Annotated in this window: 18 protein-coding genes; 1 reads left to right on the top strand and 17 read right to left on the bottom strand. The window is 70.4% G+C overall.

The annotated features are described in order from the left end of the window. Window positions 1-33 precede the first annotated feature (33 nt). Complete coding sequence (locus NYF13_RS12295; RefSeq protein ID WP_315656402.1) at window positions 34-600, top strand: cob(I)yrinic acid a,c-diamide adenosyltransferase; 567 nt, start codon at window positions 34-36, stop codon at window positions 598-600. A 73-nt stretch (window positions 601-673) separates the two neighbouring features. On the opposite strand, the gene NYF13_RS12290 is transcribed toward NYF13_RS12295, so the two are convergent. From NYF13_RS12290 to rho, 17 genes are all read right to left on the bottom strand, one after another. Then, window positions 674-1,108 (bottom strand): DUF2550 domain-containing protein, encoded by a 435-nt coding sequence (locus tag NYF13_RS12290; protein WP_315656401.1) that lies wholly within the window; start codon window positions 1,106-1,108, stop codon window positions 674-676. Window positions 1,109-1,133: 25 nt separating this feature from the next. Continuing rightward, complete coding sequence (locus NYF13_RS12285) at window positions 1,134-1,499, bottom strand: F0F1 ATP synthase subunit epsilon (RefSeq protein ID WP_315656400.1); 366 nt, start codon at window positions 1,497-1,499, stop codon at window positions 1,134-1,136. A 114-nt stretch (window positions 1,500-1,613) separates the two neighbouring features. Continuing rightward, window positions 1,614-3,041: a F0F1 ATP synthase subunit beta gene (atpD, locus tag NYF13_RS12280; RefSeq protein WP_315656398.1), complete on the bottom strand. Its 1,428-nt coding sequence runs from the start codon at window positions 3,039-3,041 to the stop codon at window positions 1,614-1,616. Continuing rightward, entirely contained in the window at window positions 3,041-3,973 is a 933-nt protein-coding gene (locus tag NYF13_RS12275) for a F0F1 ATP synthase subunit gamma (protein ID WP_315656396.1), read from the bottom strand. The genes atpD and NYF13_RS12275 overlap by 1 nt, the downstream gene beginning before the upstream one ends. Window positions 3,974-3,984: 11 nt before the next feature. Then, the gene (gene atpA, locus NYF13_RS12270) at window positions 3,985-5,625 is read right to left on the bottom strand and encodes a F0F1 ATP synthase subunit alpha (protein ID WP_315656395.1); all 1,641 of its coding nucleotides are present in this window, start codon (window positions 5,623-5,625) and stop codon (window positions 3,985-3,987) included. 68 nt (window positions 5,626-5,693) lie between these two features. Then, window positions 5,694-6,521 carry a F0F1 ATP synthase subunit delta gene (locus tag NYF13_RS12265; protein WP_315656394.1) on the bottom strand — a complete coding sequence of 276 codons (828 nt, stop codon included), beginning with the start codon at window positions 6,519-6,521 and terminating at the stop codon, window positions 5,694-5,696. A gap of 6 nt (window positions 6,522-6,527) precedes the next feature. Beyond that, window positions 6,528-7,085: a F0F1 ATP synthase subunit B gene (locus NYF13_RS12260; RefSeq protein WP_315656392.1), complete on the bottom strand. Its 558-nt coding sequence runs from the start codon at window positions 7,083-7,085 to the stop codon at window positions 6,528-6,530. Window positions 7,086-7,114: 29 nt separating this feature from the next. Next, complete coding sequence (locus NYF13_RS12255) at window positions 7,115-7,369, bottom strand: ATP F0F1 synthase subunit C (RefSeq protein WP_315656391.1); 255 nt, start codon at window positions 7,367-7,369, stop codon at window positions 7,115-7,117. Between the two features lie 57 nt (window positions 7,370-7,426). Further along, a complete protein-coding gene (gene atpB, locus NYF13_RS12250; protein WP_315656390.1) occupies window positions 7,427-8,212 on the bottom strand; it encodes a F0F1 ATP synthase subunit A in 786 nt (261 codons plus the stop codon). A 384-nt stretch (window positions 8,213-8,596) separates the two neighbouring features. After that, window positions 8,597-9,049, bottom strand: a complete 453-nt coding sequence (locus tag NYF13_RS12245; RefSeq protein WP_315656388.1) for a hypothetical protein — start codon at window positions 9,047-9,049, stop codon at window positions 8,597-8,599. A 72-nt stretch (window positions 9,050-9,121) separates the two neighbouring features. Next, window positions 9,122-10,279, bottom strand: coding sequence for an MraY family glycosyltransferase (locus NYF13_RS12240; protein WP_315656387.1), 1,158 nt, complete (start codon window positions 10,277-10,279; stop codon window positions 9,122-9,124). Between the two features lie 130 nt (window positions 10,280-10,409). Next, window positions 10,410-11,060, bottom strand: a complete 651-nt coding sequence (locus NYF13_RS12235) for an L-threonylcarbamoyladenylate synthase (protein ID WP_315656386.1) — start codon at window positions 11,058-11,060, stop codon at window positions 10,410-10,412. A gap of 59 nt (window positions 11,061-11,119) precedes the next feature. Continuing rightward, the gene (locus tag NYF13_RS12230; protein WP_315656385.1) at window positions 11,120-13,120 is read right to left on the bottom strand and encodes a M6 family metalloprotease domain-containing protein; all 2,001 of its coding nucleotides are present in this window, start codon (window positions 13,118-13,120) and stop codon (window positions 11,120-11,122) included. Window positions 13,121-13,349: 229 nt separating this feature from the next. Then, a complete protein-coding gene (prmC, locus tag NYF13_RS12225; RefSeq protein WP_315656383.1) occupies window positions 13,350-14,216 on the bottom strand; it encodes a peptide chain release factor N(5)-glutamine methyltransferase in 867 nt (288 codons plus the stop codon). A gap of 239 nt (window positions 14,217-14,455) precedes the next feature. Next, a complete protein-coding gene (gene prfA, locus NYF13_RS12220) occupies window positions 14,456-15,526 on the bottom strand; it encodes a peptide chain release factor 1 (RefSeq protein WP_315656381.1) in 1,071 nt (356 codons plus the stop codon). Between the two features lie 87 nt (window positions 15,527-15,613). Beyond that, window positions 15,614-15,838, bottom strand: a complete 225-nt coding sequence (rpmE, locus tag NYF13_RS12215) for a 50S ribosomal protein L31 (RefSeq protein ID WP_315656380.1) — start codon at window positions 15,836-15,838, stop codon at window positions 15,614-15,616. A gap of 187 nt (window positions 15,839-16,025) precedes the next feature. Further along, a complete protein-coding gene (gene rho, locus NYF13_RS12210) occupies window positions 16,026-18,122 on the bottom strand; it encodes a transcription termination factor Rho (protein ID WP_315656378.1) in 2,097 nt (698 codons plus the stop codon). Between the last annotated feature and the right edge of the window lie 151 nt (window positions 18,123-18,273).

Here is an 18,273-nt window from a genome sequence, read left to right as displayed (position 1 = left end):
TTTGCCTTACGCGGGGCCGGTAGAGTCCCCCTCATGGTGGTTCGCATCAATCGCGTCTACACGAAGGTCGGCGACAGCGGCAGCACCGCGCTGGGCGACGGCTCCCGGGTGCCCAAGACTTCGCCGCGCCTGGGCGCGTACGCGGAGACCGACGAGGCCAACTCGGTGATCGGGCTGGCCGTCGCGGTCGGCGGGCTCACCGAGGAACTGGCCACCGTGCTGCGGCGGGTGCAGAACGACCTGTTCGACGTGGGCGCGGACCTGTGCCTGCCGATCCAGGACGACCCGCCGTACGAGCCGCTGCGCATCACCGAGGCCTACCTGGCGCGGCTGGAAGGCTGGTGCGACGAGTTCAACGAGCGGCTGCCGAAGCTCACCTCGTTCATCCTCCCGGGCGGCACCCCCGGCGCGGCCCACCTGCACCAGGCCCGCACGGTCACCCGCCGCGCGGAACGGGCGGCGTGGGCCCTGATCGAGGCCGAGCCGTCCACCACGAACCCGATCGCGGCGAAGTACCTGAACCGGCTCTCCGACCTGCTGTTCATCCTGGCCCGGCTGGCCAACCCCGAGGGTGACGTGTTGTGGCAGCCGGGCGGCTGATTCCCTAAAATTCCGAGCCCGTAAAACTCCGAGCCCGGGCGGAACGAGGACGCCCGGCACCCGGGGCGAGCCTTCAGGACGCCCGGGGCAGCCTTCGCCCCGGCGGGGCCGATTCGAGCCAGGACAGGAACCCGGTCAACGCGCCCGGCCCCATGGCGATCTCGATCGCCTCCTGCGTGGGCGACTCACAGCGCAGGACGGTCGCACCCTCGGGCACCGCGTAGGCCTCCGTGCCCGAGGGGTCCCGGCGGTCGGCGATCTGCATGCTCGCCCGCTGGAAGACCCGGTCCGGGCCGGAGCGCAGGCTCCACACCCGGTACCAGACGAACTCGTCCCCCTCGTAGCGGCCGAGGCCGAGGTGCCAGCTCGAACGGGCCGCGTCCGGGCGCCACCGCAGGGCGACGCTGACGCCACCGCCGCGGCGCATCCGGATCCAGCGCTGGCCGTACCAGACGACCACCACCGCGAGCACGGCCAGGAGACCCAGCACCACGATGGCGATCTTCACGGCCCGGCTCCTGCCCGTCGCTCGATCAGACCGGTTGACCGGCCGCGCGCAACTGGGCCGAAGCCCTCGCCCGCTCCGTCTCGTCGTCTCCGGTCAGGGCCGCCTTGGCGGCTTCGACGTCGATCTCGTCGGAAAGCTCGGCGCTTTCGGCGAGCACGCTCACCCCGCTGCCGGTCACCGAGAGGAACCCGCCGTGCACGGCCGCGGTGAGCACCTCGCCGTCGGTGGTGGTCACCTTCACCACCCCACCTTCGACGAGCTGGCCCAGCACCGGCTCGTGGCCGGGCATGATGCCGATCTCGCCCTCGGTGGTCTGGGCCACCACGAAGGTGGCGGTACCCGACCAGAGCCGGCGCTCCACGGCCACCAGCTCCACGGACATCTCAGCCACGTAGCACTCCTTCGCTCGCCGGTGTCACCACCGAGTGTAGTAGGTCAGGCTCCGGTTACGAGAACGGCGGGGGCTGAAGTCCACAATGGACACAGCCCCGCCGTCCCCGAGGAGTCACTTCTTGGTGATTTCCTTGTACTTCTTCTCGAGGTCTTCGAGGCCACCGATGCCCAGGAACGCCTGCTCCGGGTAGTGGTCGAAGTCGCCCTTGGCGATGCGGTCGAACGACTCGATGGTCTCCGACAGCGGCACCGTCGAGCCCGGGATCTGCGTGAACGCCTCCGCGACCAGCATGTTCTGGGAGAGGAAGCGCTCGATCCGGCGGGCGCGCTGCACGGTGAGCTTGTCCTCTTCCGAGAGCTCGTCCATCCCGAGGATCGCGATGATGTCCTGCAGCTCCTTGTACTTCTGCAGGATCCGGATGACCTCGGAGGCGACCCGGTAGTGGTCCTCACCGACGATGGCCGGGTCGAGGATCGTCGAGGTCGACGCCAGCGGGTCCACCGCCGGGAAGATGCCCTTCTGGAACACCCCACGCGAGAGCTCCGTGGTGGCGTCCAGGTGGGCGAACGTCGCGGCCGGGGCCGGGTCGGTGTAGTCGTCCGCGGGCACGTAGATCGCCTGCATCGAGGTGATCGACCGGCCCCGGGTCGAGGTGATCCGCTCCTGCAGCTGGCCCATCTCGTCGGCCAGCGTCGGCTGGTAGCCCACGGCCGAAGGCATCCGGCCCAGCAGGGTCGAGACCTCCGAGCCGGCCTGGGTGAACCGGAAGATGTTGTCGATGAACAGCAGCACGTCCTGGTTCTGGACGTCGCGGAAGTACTCCGCCATGGTCAGCGCGGAGAGCGCGACGCGCATGCGCGTGCCCGGCGGCTCGTCCATCTGGCCGAACACGAGGGCGGTGTCGTTGATGACGCCGTCCTCGCTCATCTCCAGGAAGAGGTCGTTGCCCTCACGGGTGCGCTCGCCGACCCCGGCGAACACCGAGGTGCCACCGAAGTTGCGGGCGACACGGGTGATCATCTCCTTGATCAGCACCGTCTTGCCCACGCCGGCCCCGCCGAACAGGCCGATCTTGCCACCCTGGACGTACGGGGTGAGCAGGTCGACCACCTTCAGGCCGGTCTCCAGCATCTCCGTCTTGCCTTCGAGCTGGTCGAAGGAGGGCGGGTTGCGGTGGATGCCCCAGCGCTCGAGGTCGTCGCCGTAGCCGGGCTCGTCCAGGCACTCGCCGAGCGCGTTGTAGACGTGGCCCTTGACCTTGTCGCCCACCGGGACGGTGATCGGCTTGCCGGTGTCGGTGACCTCGGCGCCGCGGACGAGGCCGTCCTGCGGCTGGAGCGAAATGGTGCGCACGAGGTTGTCGCCGAGGTGGCTCGCGACCTCGAGGGTGACCGTCTTGCGCAGCTGCTCGAACTCGATCTCGACCTTGAGCGCGTTGAACTGGTCGGGCACGGAACCGCGCGGGAACTCGACGTCGACGACCGGACCGGTCACCGACACGATGCGCCCCTTGGCGCGCGGGGCTTCAGTACTGGTCATCAATCATCACTTCCTGCTGCGGTGAGCGCGTTCGCGCCACCGACGATTTCGGAGATCTCCTGGGTGATCTGGGCCTGGCGGGCCTGGTTCATCTCCCGCGTCAGGTTGCCCACCAGGTCGTTCGCGTTGTCCGACGCGGCCTTCATCGCGGTGCGCCGGGCCGCCAGCTCGGACGCGGCCGATTCCAGCAGCGCCGAGTAGAGGCGGGTGTTGATGTACTTCGGCAGCAGCGCGGACAGCAGGCGGTCGGCACTAGGCTCGAACTCGTAGCTCGGGAGCAACCCGGGCTGCGCTTCTTCGTCGCTGTACTCGACCTCCAGCGGGGCGACCCGCTTGGCCACCGGGCGCTGCGTCAGCATCGAGACGAACTCGGTGTAGACGACGTGGATCTCGTCGACCCCTTCGATGCCGTCGGCGTTGCCGGTGGCGTCGTCGGTGCCGGCGAGGAACGAGGCCACCAGCGTCTCGGCGGCCTGGACCGCGTCGGCGTACCCCGGCTGGTCGGAGAAGCCCGTCCAGCTCTCGGTGACCTCGCGGCCGCGGAACCGGTAGTAGTTCAGTCCCTTGTTGCCGGTCACGTAGACCTCGGGCTGCTTGCCCTCCTCACGCAGGAGCTTGAGCAGTTCCTCGGTCGCCTTGAGCACGTTGGTGTTGTACCCACCGCACTGGCCCTTGTCGCTGGTGACGACCAGGACCGCGGCGCGCTTCGGGTTCGGGCGCTCGACCAGCAGCGGGTGGTCGAGGTTGGCCGCCGCACCGGCCAGCGCCGAGAGCACCTTGGTGATCTCGTCGGCGTACGGCCGGGAGGCGGCGACCTTCGCCCGCGCCTTGGTGATGCGCGCGGTGGCGATGAGCTCCATCGCCTTGGTGATCTTGCCGATCGATTTGGTCGCCTTGATCCGCGACCTCAGTTCCCGCAGCTGTGCGGCCATGAGCTACCAGCTCACTTCTTCGGCGCGGGCTTGTTGACCTTCACGGTCTCCTGCCCGACCTGGTCGGCGTCCATGGCCTCGGCGTCCGCCTCGGCCAGGTTCTTGCCCTCGGAGGTGGTGAACTCCTTCTTGAACTCGTTCACCGCTTCGACCAGGCTCTCGCGGGCCTCGGGCGAGAACTTGCCCGTGTCGCGGACCGAGCCGAGGATTTCGCCGTGCTTGCGGCGGGCCGAGTCGAGGAACTCGTGGCTGAACCGGCGGACGTCCTCGGTCGGGACCGAGTCGAAGTGCCCGTTCGTGCCCAGGAACACCGTGGCGACCTGCTCCTCGACCGGGACCGGCGAGTACTGCGGCTGCTTGAGCACCTCGTACAGGCGCGCACCGCGCTCGAGCTGCGCCTTGGAGGCGTCGTCGAGGTCGGAGGCGAAGGCGGCGAAGGACTCCAGCTCGCGGTACTGCGACAGGTCGATCCGGAGCGAGCCCGAAACGTCCTTCATCGCCTTGACCTGCGCGGCACCACCCACGCGGGACACCGAGATGCCCACGTCGATGGCCGGGCGCTGGCCGGCGTTGAACAGGTCCGACTGGAAGAAGCACTGGCCGTCGGTGATCGAGATGACGTTCGTCGGGATGTAGGCCGACACGTCGTTGGCCTTGGTCTCGATGATCGGCAGTCCGGTCAGCGAGCCGGCCCCCAGCTCGTCCGAGAGCTTGGCGCACCGCTCGAGCAGGCGGGAGTGCAAGTAGAAGACGTCGCCGGGGAAGGCTTCGCGGCCCGGCGGGCGGCGCAGCAGCAGCGAGATCGCCCGGTAGGCGTCGGCCTGCTTGGTCAGGTCGTCGAACACGATCAGGACGTGCTGGCCCTCGTACATCCAGTGCTGGCCGATGGCCGAGCCGGTGTAGGGGGCGATCCACTTGAAGCCGGCGGAGTCCGAGGCCGGGGCCGCGACGATGGTGGTGTACTCCATCGCGCCCGCGTCCTCGAGGGACTTCTTCACCGCGGCGATCGTGGAGCCCTTCTGGCCGACCGCGACGTAGATGCAGCGAACCTGCTTCTTCGGGTCGCCGGTCTCCCAGTTGGCCTTCTGGTTGATGATCGTGTCGACCGCGACCGCCGTCTTGCCGGTCTTGCGGTCGCCGATGATGAGCTGGCGCTGGCCGCGGCCGATCGGGGTCATCGCGTCGATCGCGGTGATACCGGTCTGCAGCGGCTCGGACACCGGCTGGCGCTCGACCACGGAGGCGGCCTTGAGCTCCAGCGGGCGGCGGCCCGTGGTCTCGATCTCGCCCAGCCCGTCGATGGCCTGGCCCAGCGGGTCCACGACCCGGCCCAGGTAGCCGTCGCCGACCGGCACGGACAGCACCTGCCCGGTCCGCTTGACCTGCTGGCCCTCTTCGATGCTCTCGAAGTCACCCAGGATCGCGACACCGATCGAACGCGCGTCGAGGTTCAGCGCCACACCGAGCACGCCGCCCGGGAACTCGAGCAGCTCGTTGGCCATGGCCGAGGGCAGGCCCTCGACGTGGGCGATACCGTCACCGGCGTCGACGACGACGCCGACCTCTTCCCTTTCAACGGAAGGGGCGTAACTCGAGACGTAGTTCTCGATCGCGTGGGCGATCTCGTCCGAGGAGATCGTCAGCTCCGCCATTTCGTTCCCGCTCTCGCTTCTGTTCTGTCCAGTGTGCAAAGTCTGTTGGGCCGGCCCGGGTAGGCCGGTCAGGCCCGGCTCAGCCGGCCGCGCAGCGCGGCGAGCTGTCCGGCCGTGCTGCCGTCGATGACCTCGTCGCCGACGCGGACGACGAGCCCGCCGCCGAGCCGGGGGTCCACCTCGACGTGCAGGGCCATGGACCGGCCGTAGATCCCGTCGAGCTTCGACCCGAGCTGGGCCTGCTGCTCCCCGGTGAGGGCGTTCGCGCTGGTCACGTAGGCCACGGAGCGCTGACGCCGTTCCGCGGCCAGCTTGACCAGCCGGTCGAGCCCGATGCCGACCCCGCGCCCCTTGGCCCGGCGGACGACCTGCTCGACCAGGGTCTCGGTGACCACGTCGACCCGGTCCGCGAACAGCCCCCGGACCAGGGCCCGCTTGGCTTCGGCGGGACCGGCCAGGTCGGAGAGCGCGGCCTCCAGCTCCGGGGAGCCGGCGACGATGCGCGCCACCTGGAAGAGCTGGGATTCGACGGTGTCGACGGTCCCGGTCTGCTCGGCCGCGGTGAGCAGCGCGGAGCGGCCCACCGACTCGAGCCCGTCGGTCAGCTGACGCGGGCTGGACCAGCGGCTACCCGCCACGGTGTCGAGCACCTTCAACGCCGGCTCGCTCAGCTTCCCGTCGAACAGGCGACGGACGAGGCCCTGGCGGGCCTGCGGCTCGACCGAGGCGTCGCCGACGGCCCGGCGCAGGCCGATCTCGCGGTCGAGGAGGTCGACGACCGAGAGCAGCTCGTCGCCGACCGAGGTCGACACGGTGGCGTCGGCACCGGCCAGCACCTCGCCGAGACGGTTCTCGGCGAGGTCGAGCGCTTCACGGCTCGCAGCATGCAGCGTCATCCTGGTCTACTTCCCCGCTCCGATTTGAGCACCGTCGCCGGCGGTCTCGAGCTCCTGCAGGAAGCGGTCGACGGTGCCCCGGCGACGCGCCTCGTCCTCGAGCGACTCGCCGACGATGCGGCTGGCCAGCTCGACCGCGTTGCGGCCCATGTCGGCCCGCAGCTCGGCGATGATCTGGGCCTTCTGGGCCTGCAACTGGGCCTGCCCCTGGGCGACGATCCGCTGGGACTCGGACTCGGCCTCGGCCCGCAGCTCCGCCTTGATCTGCTCGGCTTCGAGCCGCGCGTCGTCACGGATCTTCGCGGCCTCGGACCGGGCTTCGGCCAGCTGCGCCTTGTACTGCGCCAGCGCCCGTTCGGCCTCGGCCTGGGCCTTCTCGGCCTTCTCGATACCGCCTTCGATCTTCTGCGCCCGCTCCTCGTATGCGGTCTCGAACCGAGGGACCACGTACTTCTTGAGGATGAACAGCAGGATCAGGAAGGCGACGATACCGAGGATCAGCTCCGAGAGATCCGGGATGATCGGGTTGCTGGCCTCGGCCAGCACCATTTCGGTCTTCAGCACAACGTCTCCTTAGGCGAGAAGCAGACGACTCAGGAGGAGGCGATGAAGTAGATGACGATACCGATCAGGGCGAGCACCTCGGTGAGCACGAAGGTCGCGTAACCGATGCCCTGGAGCTTGCTCTGCGCCTCCGGCTGCCGGGCGGTGCCGTTGATCACCGCGGCGAAGATCAGGCCCACGCCGATGCCCGGGCCGATCGCACCCAGGCCGTAGCCGATCGCGGCGAGACCCTTGTTGATGCTCACGGTCTGCGCGGCTTCCTGGGCCAGAAGGATGTTGCTCACGTGCGTTTCCCTTCACTTCGGTCCGCGTACTCACGCGGATCGGGGCTTGTGTTTTTCTCAGTGCTCCGCGGCGAGCGCGGCGCCGATGTACCCCGCGGACAGCAGGGCGAAGATGTAGGCCTGCAGCACCTGGATGAAGGCCTCCAGGAAGGTCAGCCCGATGGCGAAGATCCAGGCGATCAGCGAGACCGGCTTCAGCGCGAAGCTCGAGGTCTCGGTCAGCAGGAAGGTTCCGCCGAGGGTGAACACCGCCAGGATGAGGTGGCCCGCGAACATGGCGGCGAACACTCGGATGGCGAGCGTGAGCGGGTTGAGGAAGAACTTCTCCGCGAACTCGATCACCGAGAACAGCGGCAGCACCAGGCGCGGCACCCCGGCCGGGGCGAGTTCCTTCTTGAAGTACCCGCCGAGGCCGTGCCGCTTGATCCCCACGTAGTGGTAGACCGGGTACACCACGAGCACCGACAGCGCGACCGGGAAACCGAACCGCGCCATGGTCGGGAACTGCAGGAACGGGATGATGCCGTACAGGTTGTTCATCAGGATGAAGGTGAACAACGCGAAGATCATCGGCACGAAGCGCTTGAAGTCCCGCGAGCCGATCTGCTCACGCGCGATGTTGTTCCGGCTGAAGTCGTAGATGGACTCGGCGACGTACTGCCCCTTGCTCGGCACGACCTTGAGCTTGCGGGTCGCCAGCAGGAAGTACGTCGCAATGATGATCACCGAGAGCACGACCAGGAGCATCGGCTTGGTGACGAAGCCGAACAACGGCGGCAACTCGAAGCTTTCCGCACCCGGAGGTGCGAAGTTCGCACCCTCGGTCAGTACCAGCGCGCCCACTGGGCTCCTCCCGGTTCTCCCGGCCGGCGTTCACTCCGCCGGGGGAATCGTCACGATCTGGACTTAACGTACCCGACACGCGCCGGGACGCCGGAGGCGGCTTACCCACGGTGCGCCGAAGCCGGTCTGCACTCGGGGATGTCTCGCGTGAACACTGCCCTGCGGTCTACTTCGGACCTGCAGCGGAAGGCGTAACCATCGGTCGCCACACTGCTGATCGCGGTTCGTCGTCGGGAGTGCGCGGCCGAGGCCGCCACCCATGACGCGGACCATACCAGCAGGTCAATGAGCGCCGTACGGGCGTACTCCTAACCAGCCGAACGGCCGAGGACCTAGGTCCCGCCCAGGCGGGGACCCCCGTCCCGAACCGGTCGCCGAACGCGGTCAGCCCGCCGGCGAAACGACGATCGCCGGCAGGTTGGTGCGGCGGAAGGCGGCGAACTCCGCGGCGGCCGCGACCAGGATGGCCACGATCATGGTGATGCCCAGCGACATCGGGTGCAGCGCGGTCACGCCCTTGAGCAGGGTGAGCGCGCCGAACAGGACGATGACCTTGACGACGTACCCGCCGAGCGCGACCACCATGACGAACATCGGGTCCTGGCCCGCGCTGAACCGCATCATGCCCAGCGTGGACAGCGAGGCGAGCATCGCCAGCACTCCGCCGACCAGCGAGCCGAGGAACCCGGGCAGTCCGTTGAGGACGCTGAACAGCACGATGCAGGCCAGCACGAACGGCGGGGTCGCCAGCAGGGACGCCCGGGTCATCGCCAGTGCGGCCTTGCGCACCGGTGCGGCGTGCGGGTTCTCCTGCGCGGTGGTCTCGGCGTCGCTCACAACTGGCTCCCTGCTCGGTTCGACCCACCAGTGTAGCGGTGGCGGTTCTCCGGGCCGGTGCGGGCCCGGGCGCTAAAGGCCCGGGCGGTGGCGGGCGCGCAGCCGCGGGACCACCGACACCAGCACGGCCGCGGCCAGCGCCAGCCCGATCACCCAGAACTTCACCGGGCCGTCGAACAGGGTCACCGAAACCGCGCCGAAGGCCAGGATCCCGGCCCACAGGTAGATCAGCAGCACCGCGCGGCGCTGGGAGTGGCCGATCTCCAGCAGCCGGTGGTGCAGGTGCATCTTGTCCGCCGCGAACGGGCTCTCCCCGCGGCGGGTGCGGCGGATGACGGCCATGATCAGGTCCAGCAGGGGCACGAACAGCACCGCGATGACCACGACCAGGGGCGAGAGCAGCGCCAGCGCGTCCGAGGCGCTGAAGTGGGTGTAGCTGACCCGGCCGCTGGCCGAGGTCGTCGCGCCGGCCAGCACCAGCCCGATCATCATCGAGCCCGAATCGCCCATGAAGATCTTGGCCGGCTGGAAGTTGTACGGCAGGAAGCCCAGGCAGGCCCCGGCGAGCGTGGCCGCGATCAGCGCCGGGGGGTACGAGCCGACGTCACCGCCCGCGCTGTCGAGCAGGCTCAGCGAGAACACGCAGGTGGCCGACGCGGCGATGAAACCGAGCCCGCCCGCGAGCCCGTCGAGCCCGTCCACGAAGTTCATCGCGTTGACCATCACCACGACCATCAGCACGGTCAGCAGCGCGCCCTGGTTCTTGTCCAGCACCAGCACCGAGCCGAACGAATCGCCCTGACCGCCCCACGGCACCCAGAACGACACCCACTGCACGCCGAAGATGACCAGGATCCCGGCGCACATCACCTGGCCGGCCAGCTTCGTCCAGGCGTCCAGCTCGAACCGGTCGTCCAGCGCGCCGATGAGCGAGATGACGCCGGCCGCGAGCAGCACGCCGACCGAGTCGAGCGAGACGTCGAAGCCGTGGCTGAGCGCGGGCAGCTGGTGGGCCAGCCCCATCGCCGCGGCGACCCCGAGGTAGATCCCGACCCCGCCCATGCGCGGGATCGGCGTCACGTGGACGTCGCGGGCGCGCGGGTTGGCGATCGCGCCGATGCGGATCGCGACGCGGCGGACGACGCCGGTGAGCAGGAACGTCGCAGCCGTCGCGGTCAGCGCGACGAGGAGGTACTCCCGGATCGGGAGAAGTCCTTGCACAGGGGGCATGACCGCGTCACGCCTGCCGGGGGGTCCGAGTCACCGCGTCACGCTACCGCGACCGGGGGACGGCGTTGCGGACGACTGTCACCGGATCGCCGCGGTGCCCCGGAGAGACCACTGTGGACACTCCCCCGGCTCAGGCGAGCGTCTCGACGCCGATGCCCATCACCTCGGCGATCGCGGCCCGGGTGACCGCGCCCTCGCGCAGGATCACCGGGGTGTCGCCGGTCAGGTCGACGATCGAGGAGGCCACCGGCTCGCCGCTGGAGCCGCCGTCGAGGTAGACCGAGACGGAGTCGCCGAGCTGGTCCTGGGCCTCGGTCGCGGTGGCCGCGGGCGGGCGGCCGGAGACGTTCGCGCTCGACACGGCCATCGGGCCGACGTCGCGCAGCAGCTCCAGCGCGACCGGGTGCAGCGGCATCCGCAGCATCACCGTGCCGCGCGACTGCCCGAGGTTCCACTGCAGGCTCGGCGCGTGCGGCAGCACGATGGACAGGTCGCCCGGCCAGAACGCCTCGATCAGCGCCCGGGCCTGCGGCGGCACCCCCAGCACAAGTCCGTCCACAGTGGACCAGGATCCGACCAGCACGCCGACCGGCATGTCCGGTCCGCGGTTCTTGGCCCGCAGCAGCGCCTGCACCGCGCCCGCGTCGAAGGCGTCCGCGCCGATCCCGTAGACGGTGTCGGTGGGCAGGACGACCAGCCGGCTGGACCGCACTGAGGCGGCCGCGGCGGCCAGCCCCTCGGCCCGGGGCTCACGCTTGCTGCAGTCGTAAACCGTGCTCATGCCGCGAAGCCTAGCCCCCGGCCCCCGAATCCGGCGGTCAGGTGCCGGGGACCGGCGGCTCAGAAGCCGATCGCGACGCAGGTGGTGGTGCTCGTGCGCGAGGGGTCGGCGATCGAGGTCGCGGTGAGCCGGACCAGCGCGGTGTACGCGGCGCCCGCCGACCGCTTCGCGTACGCCCGCACGGGCGCGGCCTGGCCGAACTTCGCCGTGGCGAGCTCGTTGGGCAGCCGGACCTCCCAGCCCTTCGCGTCGGTGCCGGCGCTCAGCCGGTAGGTGTCGGAGTCGTACGGGGCCTTCGCCCCCCGTGCCGAACCGGTGTTGACCAGGCGGGATTCGCAGGTCGCGAGCCCGCCTTCGGTGAACGCGGGCGGGCCGGGCCGCAGGACCGCGCCGCGGTCCTGCGGTCCCGAGCCGTCGAGCGAGGCCACCGTGACGGTGTAGGAAAGGATGCCGCGGCCATCGCGTTCGACGTCGGTGACCAGGAAGTGCAGCCGGTTCGCCCGGTCGGTGTACTCGTACCCGCCGGAAGCGCCGGTGCCCGCCTTGAACGCGGCGTCGTCGAGTTGCCGGTAGTCGCCCACGGTGACCTTCGCCGGCGTGCCGTCCGGCTTCACGTAGTCGGTGAGGCCGATGTCCCGCGGGTTGGCGTCGACGATCCACTCGAACGGCGCGGCGTCGCGGTTCTTGGTCTTGGCCAGCAGCACGCCGGAGTCGGGCGCGAAGGAGTCCGAGCCCATCCGGTCGACCACCTCGACGGTGTAGTTGTCGTAACCGCCGCCGTCGCACAGCGGGTCGGTGGCGCCGTCGCACTTCGGCGACCTGTCGCCGCCGGGCATCGCGATGGTGATGCCCGCGTACGCGCCGGGCCGCGGCGCCGCTTCACGCGCGGTGACCCGGGCGGTGACCGGCCCGGTCTCGGCCAGCCGGTCGCGGTCGAGCCGCAGCACCCGGGCGGGGTCGGTGATGCCGAGCTTCAGCTTGTTGCGCAGCATGTGGTGCGCGCCCATCGAGCCGCCCGCGGTGGCCGGGATCTGCCAGCGGGTGTGCGGTCCGCCGGGTCCGTTGAAGCTGCCGCGCGAAAGCATCTCCCACGGTCCGGTGTAACTGCGCTGGGGCGGGTCGCCGAACGGGTTGTTGTAGTTGTCGCCGATGCCGAGGATGTGGCTGAACTCGTGCGCGTAGACCGCCTGGCCGGAGCTCTCGGCCTGGGTCGAGGAGCCGTTCTGCGCGTTGGGCCAGATGCTCGCGGCCGAGGCCCACGAGGTCCACGGCACGTACCGGGTGCCGGCCCAGTTGGGCAGGCTCTCGTCGCCGGGCGGGCCGAACTCGTCCGGCACCGACTCCCGGTCGCCGAACTTCATCTCGCCGAACTCCTGCCAGGTCGAGCTCTCGTCCTGGCCCGCGGAGAGGAAGAAGACGAAGTCGAACCGGTCGGCCACGGCACCGACGTCGGCGCGCCAGGCGGCCGCGGCGTCCGTGCGCAGGTTCCGGTCGCAGTCCGCGCCCTTCGGGCAGGCCCCGGACTGGAACTCCATGCCGTACTCGAAGGACTGGCCGGGCATCCGGTACGGGCCGAACGCGGTCAGGTCGACGCCGAGGCGCCCGCCCGAGTCCTCCATCCAGTACTCGTTGATGGTGTGCCCGTGGTTGAGCGCCTCCGGCTTGTTCAGGAAGTCTTGGTAATACTTCGCGACGTCCGCTCGCGGCACGTCGTGGGCGCTCGGGCCGGGGTTGCCGAACACGGTCGAGTGCGGCGCTTTGGTCACCACGAAGTCCTGGTCCGGGTAGTCGGTGAGGACCACGGCACCCTTGAACGTGCGCTGGGTCGGCTTCAGGGCCGGGTCGGCCCAGTTCGTGCCGGGGACCTGGCGGTAGTCGCCCCAGGTCATGCTGCTCTGGTCGGCCCACCGCGCGGCGTCGAGGGGCGCGGGCCAGCCCCGGGTGAGCGGGTCGGCCGCCGCGGTGCCCGCGGCCAGTGCGGGCAGCAGGGCCGCGGCTACGAGCACCGCCGGCACCCGTCCGGTGCTGGTTCGCCTGCGTCGGTTCCCGGCGGATTTCATCCGCGCTCCTCCCAGCCGGCCGCCGCGGGGAGGACGGCACGGGACCGACCGTAGGGCCGCCGGTCGGGGCGGCGGGCGAAGTCCACCCCGCTGCCTCACGACGAAAGTCGGGCATCGGGAGCGAAACCGCTATCGGCCCCGGAAGGGGAGGAACAGCGGCGGCCTCGCCGGGTCCGGCCGGACCGCAGCCGCGACCGGGCGCGCCGCGGCCGATCAGGGGACCCGACGCTCAGCCCAGGCGGCGCGCCGTGACGAAGCGGGCGCGGCCGGAGTAGTCGTTGTGGTCCTCGACCCCGGTCAGCACGCGGCGGGCGCGGACCAGGGCCGGGGCGGCCGAACCGTGGGTGTCGTCGTGCTCGATGGCCAGGCCGCCGCCCGGGCGGAGCAGGCGGGCCCCGGCGGCCACGGCGTGGCGGATGACGGCCAGGCCGCTCTCCTCGGCGAACACCGCGCGGGCCGGGTCGTGCTCGGCGACCTCCGGGGGCACGTAGGTGCCCTCGGGCACGTACGGCGGGTTGCACAGCACCAGGTCGACGAGCCCGTCCAGCTCGGCGAACATGGTCGGGTCGGTGATGTCGCCGGAGTACAGGCGGATCGGGGTGTTGCCGGCGTCGGAGTGGACGTCGGCGTTGTGGCGGGCCCAGGCCAGCGCCTGCGCGTCCACGTCCACCGCGTAGACCACGGCGTCCGGGCGTTCGTGGGCCAGCGCCAGCGCCAGCGCGGCGGAGCCCGTGCACAGGTCCACCACCACCGGGTACTGGCGGCCCTGCAGGAACTTGAGCCCCCACTCCAGCAGCAGCTCGGTCTCCGGGCGCGGGACGAACACCCCCGCGCCGACGTTCACCGTGATGTTGCCCAGCGCCGCCCAGCCGGTCAGGTACTGCAGCGGGATCCGCTTGGCCCGCTGCGCGACGAGCTGGCCGATCGCCTCGATCACCGGCGGGTCGACCAGCGGCACCATCGGCAGCCGGCCCCGTTCGACGCCGAGCACGTGCGCGGCGATGAGGTCCGCGTCCGACCGGGGGGACTGGACACCGGCCTCGGTGAGGATCCGGGTCGCCTCCATGATGGCCAGGCGCAGCGGCTGCCGATTCACTGGTCGTCCTTCACGTCGTCGAGCCTGACACAGCAGGGGGAAATCCCAGGGTATCGACACCGGACCGGAAGGCGGTCGCACCCGGCCGGGGCGCCCCGCCGGTGAGCGGCCGGTCGCCTACGGTCAGCTCCACCGGCATCTTCCCCGGCGGCAGCAGCCGGCGAAGACCTTCGACGCCACTCGCACCACCGGCGCCGAGCGGACAGCGGCGGCACTCGGTGGTGACGCCACCGGCGTCCTCAGCCGGACTGCGAAGCCAGCCGCTCCTCGCGGTCGGCGGTGGCCAGTGCGTCGAGCACGCCGGTCAGCTCGCCGTCGAGGACCTGGTCGAGGTTGTAGGCCTTGTAGTTGACCCGGTGGTCGGAGATGCGGTTCTCCGGGAAGTTGTACGTGCGCACGCGCTCCGAGCGGTCGACCGTGCGAACCTGCGAACGCCGGGCGTCGGAGGCCTTCGCCGCGGCCTCCTCCTCGGCGATGGCCTGCAGCCGGGCCTGCAGCACCTGCAGGGCGCGGGCCCGGTTCTGGATCTGCGACTTCTCGTTCTGGCAGGACACCACGATGCCGGTCGGCAGGTGGGTGATCCGCACGGCCGAGTCGGTCGTGTTCACGCTCTGACCGCCGGGGCCCGAGGAGCGGAAGACGTCGATGCGCAGTTCGTTCGGGTCGATCTCGACCTCGACCTCTTCGGGCTCGGGGTAGATCAGCACCCCGGAGGCCGAGGTGTGGATGCGCCCCTGCGATTCGGTGGCCGGCACGCGCTGCACGCGGTGCACGCCGCCCTCGAACTTCAGCCGGGACCACACGCCGTCGACCTCGGCCGTCTTGCTCTTGATCGACAGGGTGACGTCCTTGTAGCCGCCGAGGTCCGAGTCGGTGGAGTCGAGCACCTCGGCCTTCCAGCCGTGCCGCTCGGCGTAGCGCAGGTACATCCGCAGCAGGTCGCCGGCGAACAGCGCCGACTCCTCGCCCCCTTCGCCGGACTTGATCTCCATGACCACGTCGGAGCCGTCGTACGGGTCGCGCGGCAGGAGCAGCTCGGTCAGCCGGGACTCGAGGTCCGGGATCTTCGCGGCCAGCTCGGTGGCCTCTTCGGCGAAGGTGGCGTCCTCCGCGGCCAGCTCACGGGCGGCGGTCAGGTCTTCGCGGGCCTCGTCGAGCTCGCGCACCGCGCGCACGACCGGACCCAGCTCGGCGTAGCGGCGGCCGAGCTTGCGCGCCCGGGCCTGGTCGGTGTGCACGGCCGGATCCGCCAGCTGCTCCTCCAGCCGGGCGTGCTCTTCGAGCAGCCCCTTGAGCGACGTCGAATCCACGTGTGCCTCTTTCCCGGCCTCGGCGAGCTGACAACGGACAGAAGAACGGCGCCCACCCGAGCGTGCGGGTGGGCGCCGTTGGTCGAGCTACTTGGCTTCGGTCTTCTGCCGCTTGCCGTAGCGCTTCTCGAACCGCGCGACCCGGCCACCGGTGTCCATGATCTTCTGCTTGCCGGTGTAGAACGGGTGGCAGTTCGAACAGATCTCGACGTGGATCTCGCCCGAGTCCTTGGTGCTGCGGGTGCTGAAGCTGTTCCCGCAGTTGCAGGTGACCTGGGTGGTCACGTAATCGGGGTGAATACCGCTCTTCATGGTGTCCTCTCTCGTTGGCCCCGGGTCCCCGGATATCGGGGTGAACCGGTGCCGGACTTCAGCGGGTCATTCTGCCAGACGGGCTGACAGTGGCTTCAACACACCCGTGCGACCTGCTATTCCGGGACGAAAGCGGCCCGCCCCGGAGTGCACCGGGGCGGGCCGCTCTTTCGCGCGCGGGACGAGCTCAGTCGTCGTCGTTCGAGCCGAGGGCCGTCTTCGAGACCTGCATGAGGAACTCGATGTTGGTCTTCGTCTTGCGCAGCCGCGAGATCAGCAGGTCGATGGCCTGCTGGGAGTCGAGCGCGTGCAGCACCCGGTGCAGCTTGTGCGTGACCGCGAGCTCGTCCGGCGAGAGGAGCAGGTCCTCCTTGCGGGTACCGGACGGGTTGACGTCGACCGCCGGGAACACCCGGCGCTCGGAGATCTTCCGGTCCAGCTTGAGCTCGGCGTTGCCGGTGCCCTTGAACTCCTCGAAGATCACCGTGTCCATCGTGGAGCCGGTCTCCACCATCGCCGTGGCGAAGATGGTGAGCGAACCGCCGTTCTCGATGTTGCGCGCCGCGCCCAGGAACCGCTTCGGCGGGTACAGCGCGGTCGAGTCGACACCACCGGACAGGATCCGGCCGGACGCCGGGGCCGCCAGGTTGTAGGCCCGGCCCAGGCGGGTGATCGAGTCGAGCAGCACGACCACGTCGTGGCCCATCTCGACGAGCCGCTTGGCCCGCTCGATCGAGAGCTCCGCGACGGAGGTGTGGTCGGACGGCGGGCGGTCGAAGGTGGAGGCGATGACCTCGCCCTTCACCGACCGCTGCATGTCGGTGACCTCTTCCGGACGCTCGTCCACGAGCACGACCATCAGGTGGCACTCGGGGTTGTTCGTCGCGATCGCGTTGGCGATGTCCTGCATGATCGTGGTCTTACCGGCCTTGGGCGGCGACACGATCAGGGCGCGCTGCCCCTTGCCGACCGGCATGATCAGGTCGATCACGCGGGTGGTCAGCTTGTGCGACTCGGTCTCCAGGCGCAGCCGCTCGTTCGGGTAGAGCGGCGTCAGCTTGGTGAAGTCCGGGCGGCGCTTGGACTCGTCCGGGTCCAGCCCGTTGATCGAATCGACGCGCACCAGCGGGTTGAACTTCTGCCGCTGCTGCTCGCCGTCGCGCGGCTGGCGCACGACGCCGGTGATGGCGTCCCCGCGGCGCAGGCCGTATTTGCGGACCAGCGAAAGCGAGACGTACACGTCGTTCGGCCCGGCGAGGTACCCCGAGGTGCGGACGAACGCGTAGTTGTCCAGCACGTCCAGGATGCCCGCGACGGGCAGCAGGACGTCGTCCTCGCGGATCTCGGTGTCCGGCGAGCCGCCTTCGCGCTGGCCGCCCCCGGTGCCGCGGCGGCGGCGGTCGCGGAAGCGACGGCCGCGACGGCCGCCTTCCTCGTCGTCGTCCCCGGGCTGCTGGCGGTTGTCCTGCTGGCCGCGGTTGCCGCCGTCCTGCTGGTTGTTGCGCTGGCGGTTGTCCTGGCCGCCCCGGTTGTCCCGGTTGCCGCGCTGGTTGTCGCGGTCGCCACGCTGGTTGTCGCGGTTGCCGCCGTCCCGGTCACCGCGGTCGCCGCGCTGGTTGTCGCGGTTGTCCCGGTCGCCGCGCTGGTTCCCGCCGTCCCGCTCGGAGCGGTCGGAGCGGTCCGAGCGGTCGCCCCGCTGCTGGTTGCCGCCGTCGCGGTCACCGCGCTGGCCGTCGGGGGCGCCCGCGGCGCGGTTGGAGCCACGGCGGCGGCGGCCACGGCCGCCTTCCTCCTGCGGCTGCCCTTCGCCGTCCTGACGCTCCGGCTGCGCGGCCCGCGGCTCGGCCGGGGCCGGGTCCACGGGAGCGGAGCCCTGCGGCGCCTCGGCCACCGGGGCCGATCCGTTGCGCTCCACCCTCGGCGCCTCGGCCGGGGTTTCTTCGCGCTTCTTCGCGACGCGAGCCGACTCCTCGGCCTTGGCCGGCCTCGGGGCCTTGGCGGTTTCGGGAGCGTCGCCGACACCTTCGAGCGGGAGCGTCTCCGCCGTACCGGCGGAACGCTTCTTGGTCTTGCCCTGGCGCTCGCGGATGGCCGCGATCAGGTCACCCTTGCGCATCCCGGTGGTTTCGCCCACGCCCAGTTCGCCCGCCAGCTGGCGGAGCTCGGCGATGACCATTCCGGACAGGCCCCCGGTGCGGCGCTTCGGAGCGGCCGCGGCCCCATTGCTCTCAGCGGCCGCGGCGGGGGTCTCCACGTCGCCGCTCAACAGATCGGTGTTGCTCACACATGTCCTTCCTGACCGATCCACGCCTCCAGGTGGATCAGCGGACTGCCGCCGATCGCGTCTGATCGCGAAACGGCATTTGCTTCCGATGCGGACGAGTCGCGCCTAGCCGTGCGAGACACAGCGAGAGCGCCGCCAGCACAGGGGTGTT

It is taken from the genome of Amycolatopsis sp. PS_44_ISF1, from assembly GCF_032335455.1.
GTDB lineage: Bacteria > Actinomycetota > Actinomycetes > Mycobacteriales > Pseudonocardiaceae > Amycolatopsis.
Note: the sequence above shows the minus strand (reverse complement) of the source record. Positions and strands in the feature narration are given on the sequence as shown.

Excerpts from the sequence above, each read along its gene's own strand:
- NYF13_RS12295 (WP_315656402.1), top strand. The coding sequence starts at position 34 with ATGGTGGTTCGCATCAATCGCGTCTACACGAAGGTCGGCGACAGCGGC.
- atpD (WP_315656398.1), bottom strand. The coding sequence starts at position 3,041 with ATGACCAGTACTGAAGCCCCGCGCGCCAAGGGGCGCATCGTGTCGGTG.
- NYF13_RS12275 (WP_315656396.1), bottom strand. The coding sequence starts at position 3,973 with ATGGCCGCACAGCTGCGGGAACTGAGGTCGCGGATCAAGGCGACCAAA.
- atpA (WP_315656395.1), bottom strand. The coding sequence starts at position 5,625 with ATGGCGGAGCTGACGATCTCCTCGGACGAGATCGCCCACGCGATCGAG.
- NYF13_RS12265 (WP_315656394.1), bottom strand. The coding sequence starts at position 6,521 with ATGACGCTGCATGCTGCGAGCCGTGAAGCGCTCGACCTCGCCGAGAAC.
- NYF13_RS12240 (WP_315656387.1), bottom strand. The coding sequence starts at position 10,279 with ATGCCCCCTGTGCAAGGACTTCTCCCGATCCGGGAGTACCTCCTCGTC.
- NYF13_RS12235 (WP_315656386.1), bottom strand. The coding sequence starts at position 11,060 with ATGAGCACGGTTTACGACTGCAGCAAGCGTGAGCCCCGGGCCGAGGGG.
- NYF13_RS12230 (WP_315656385.1), bottom strand. The coding sequence starts at position 13,120 with ATGAAATCCGCCGGGAACCGACGCAGGCGAACCAGCACCGGACGGGTG.
- rpmE (WP_315656380.1), bottom strand. The coding sequence starts at position 15,838 with ATGAAGAGCGGTATTCACCCCGATTACGTGACCACCCAGGTCACCTGC.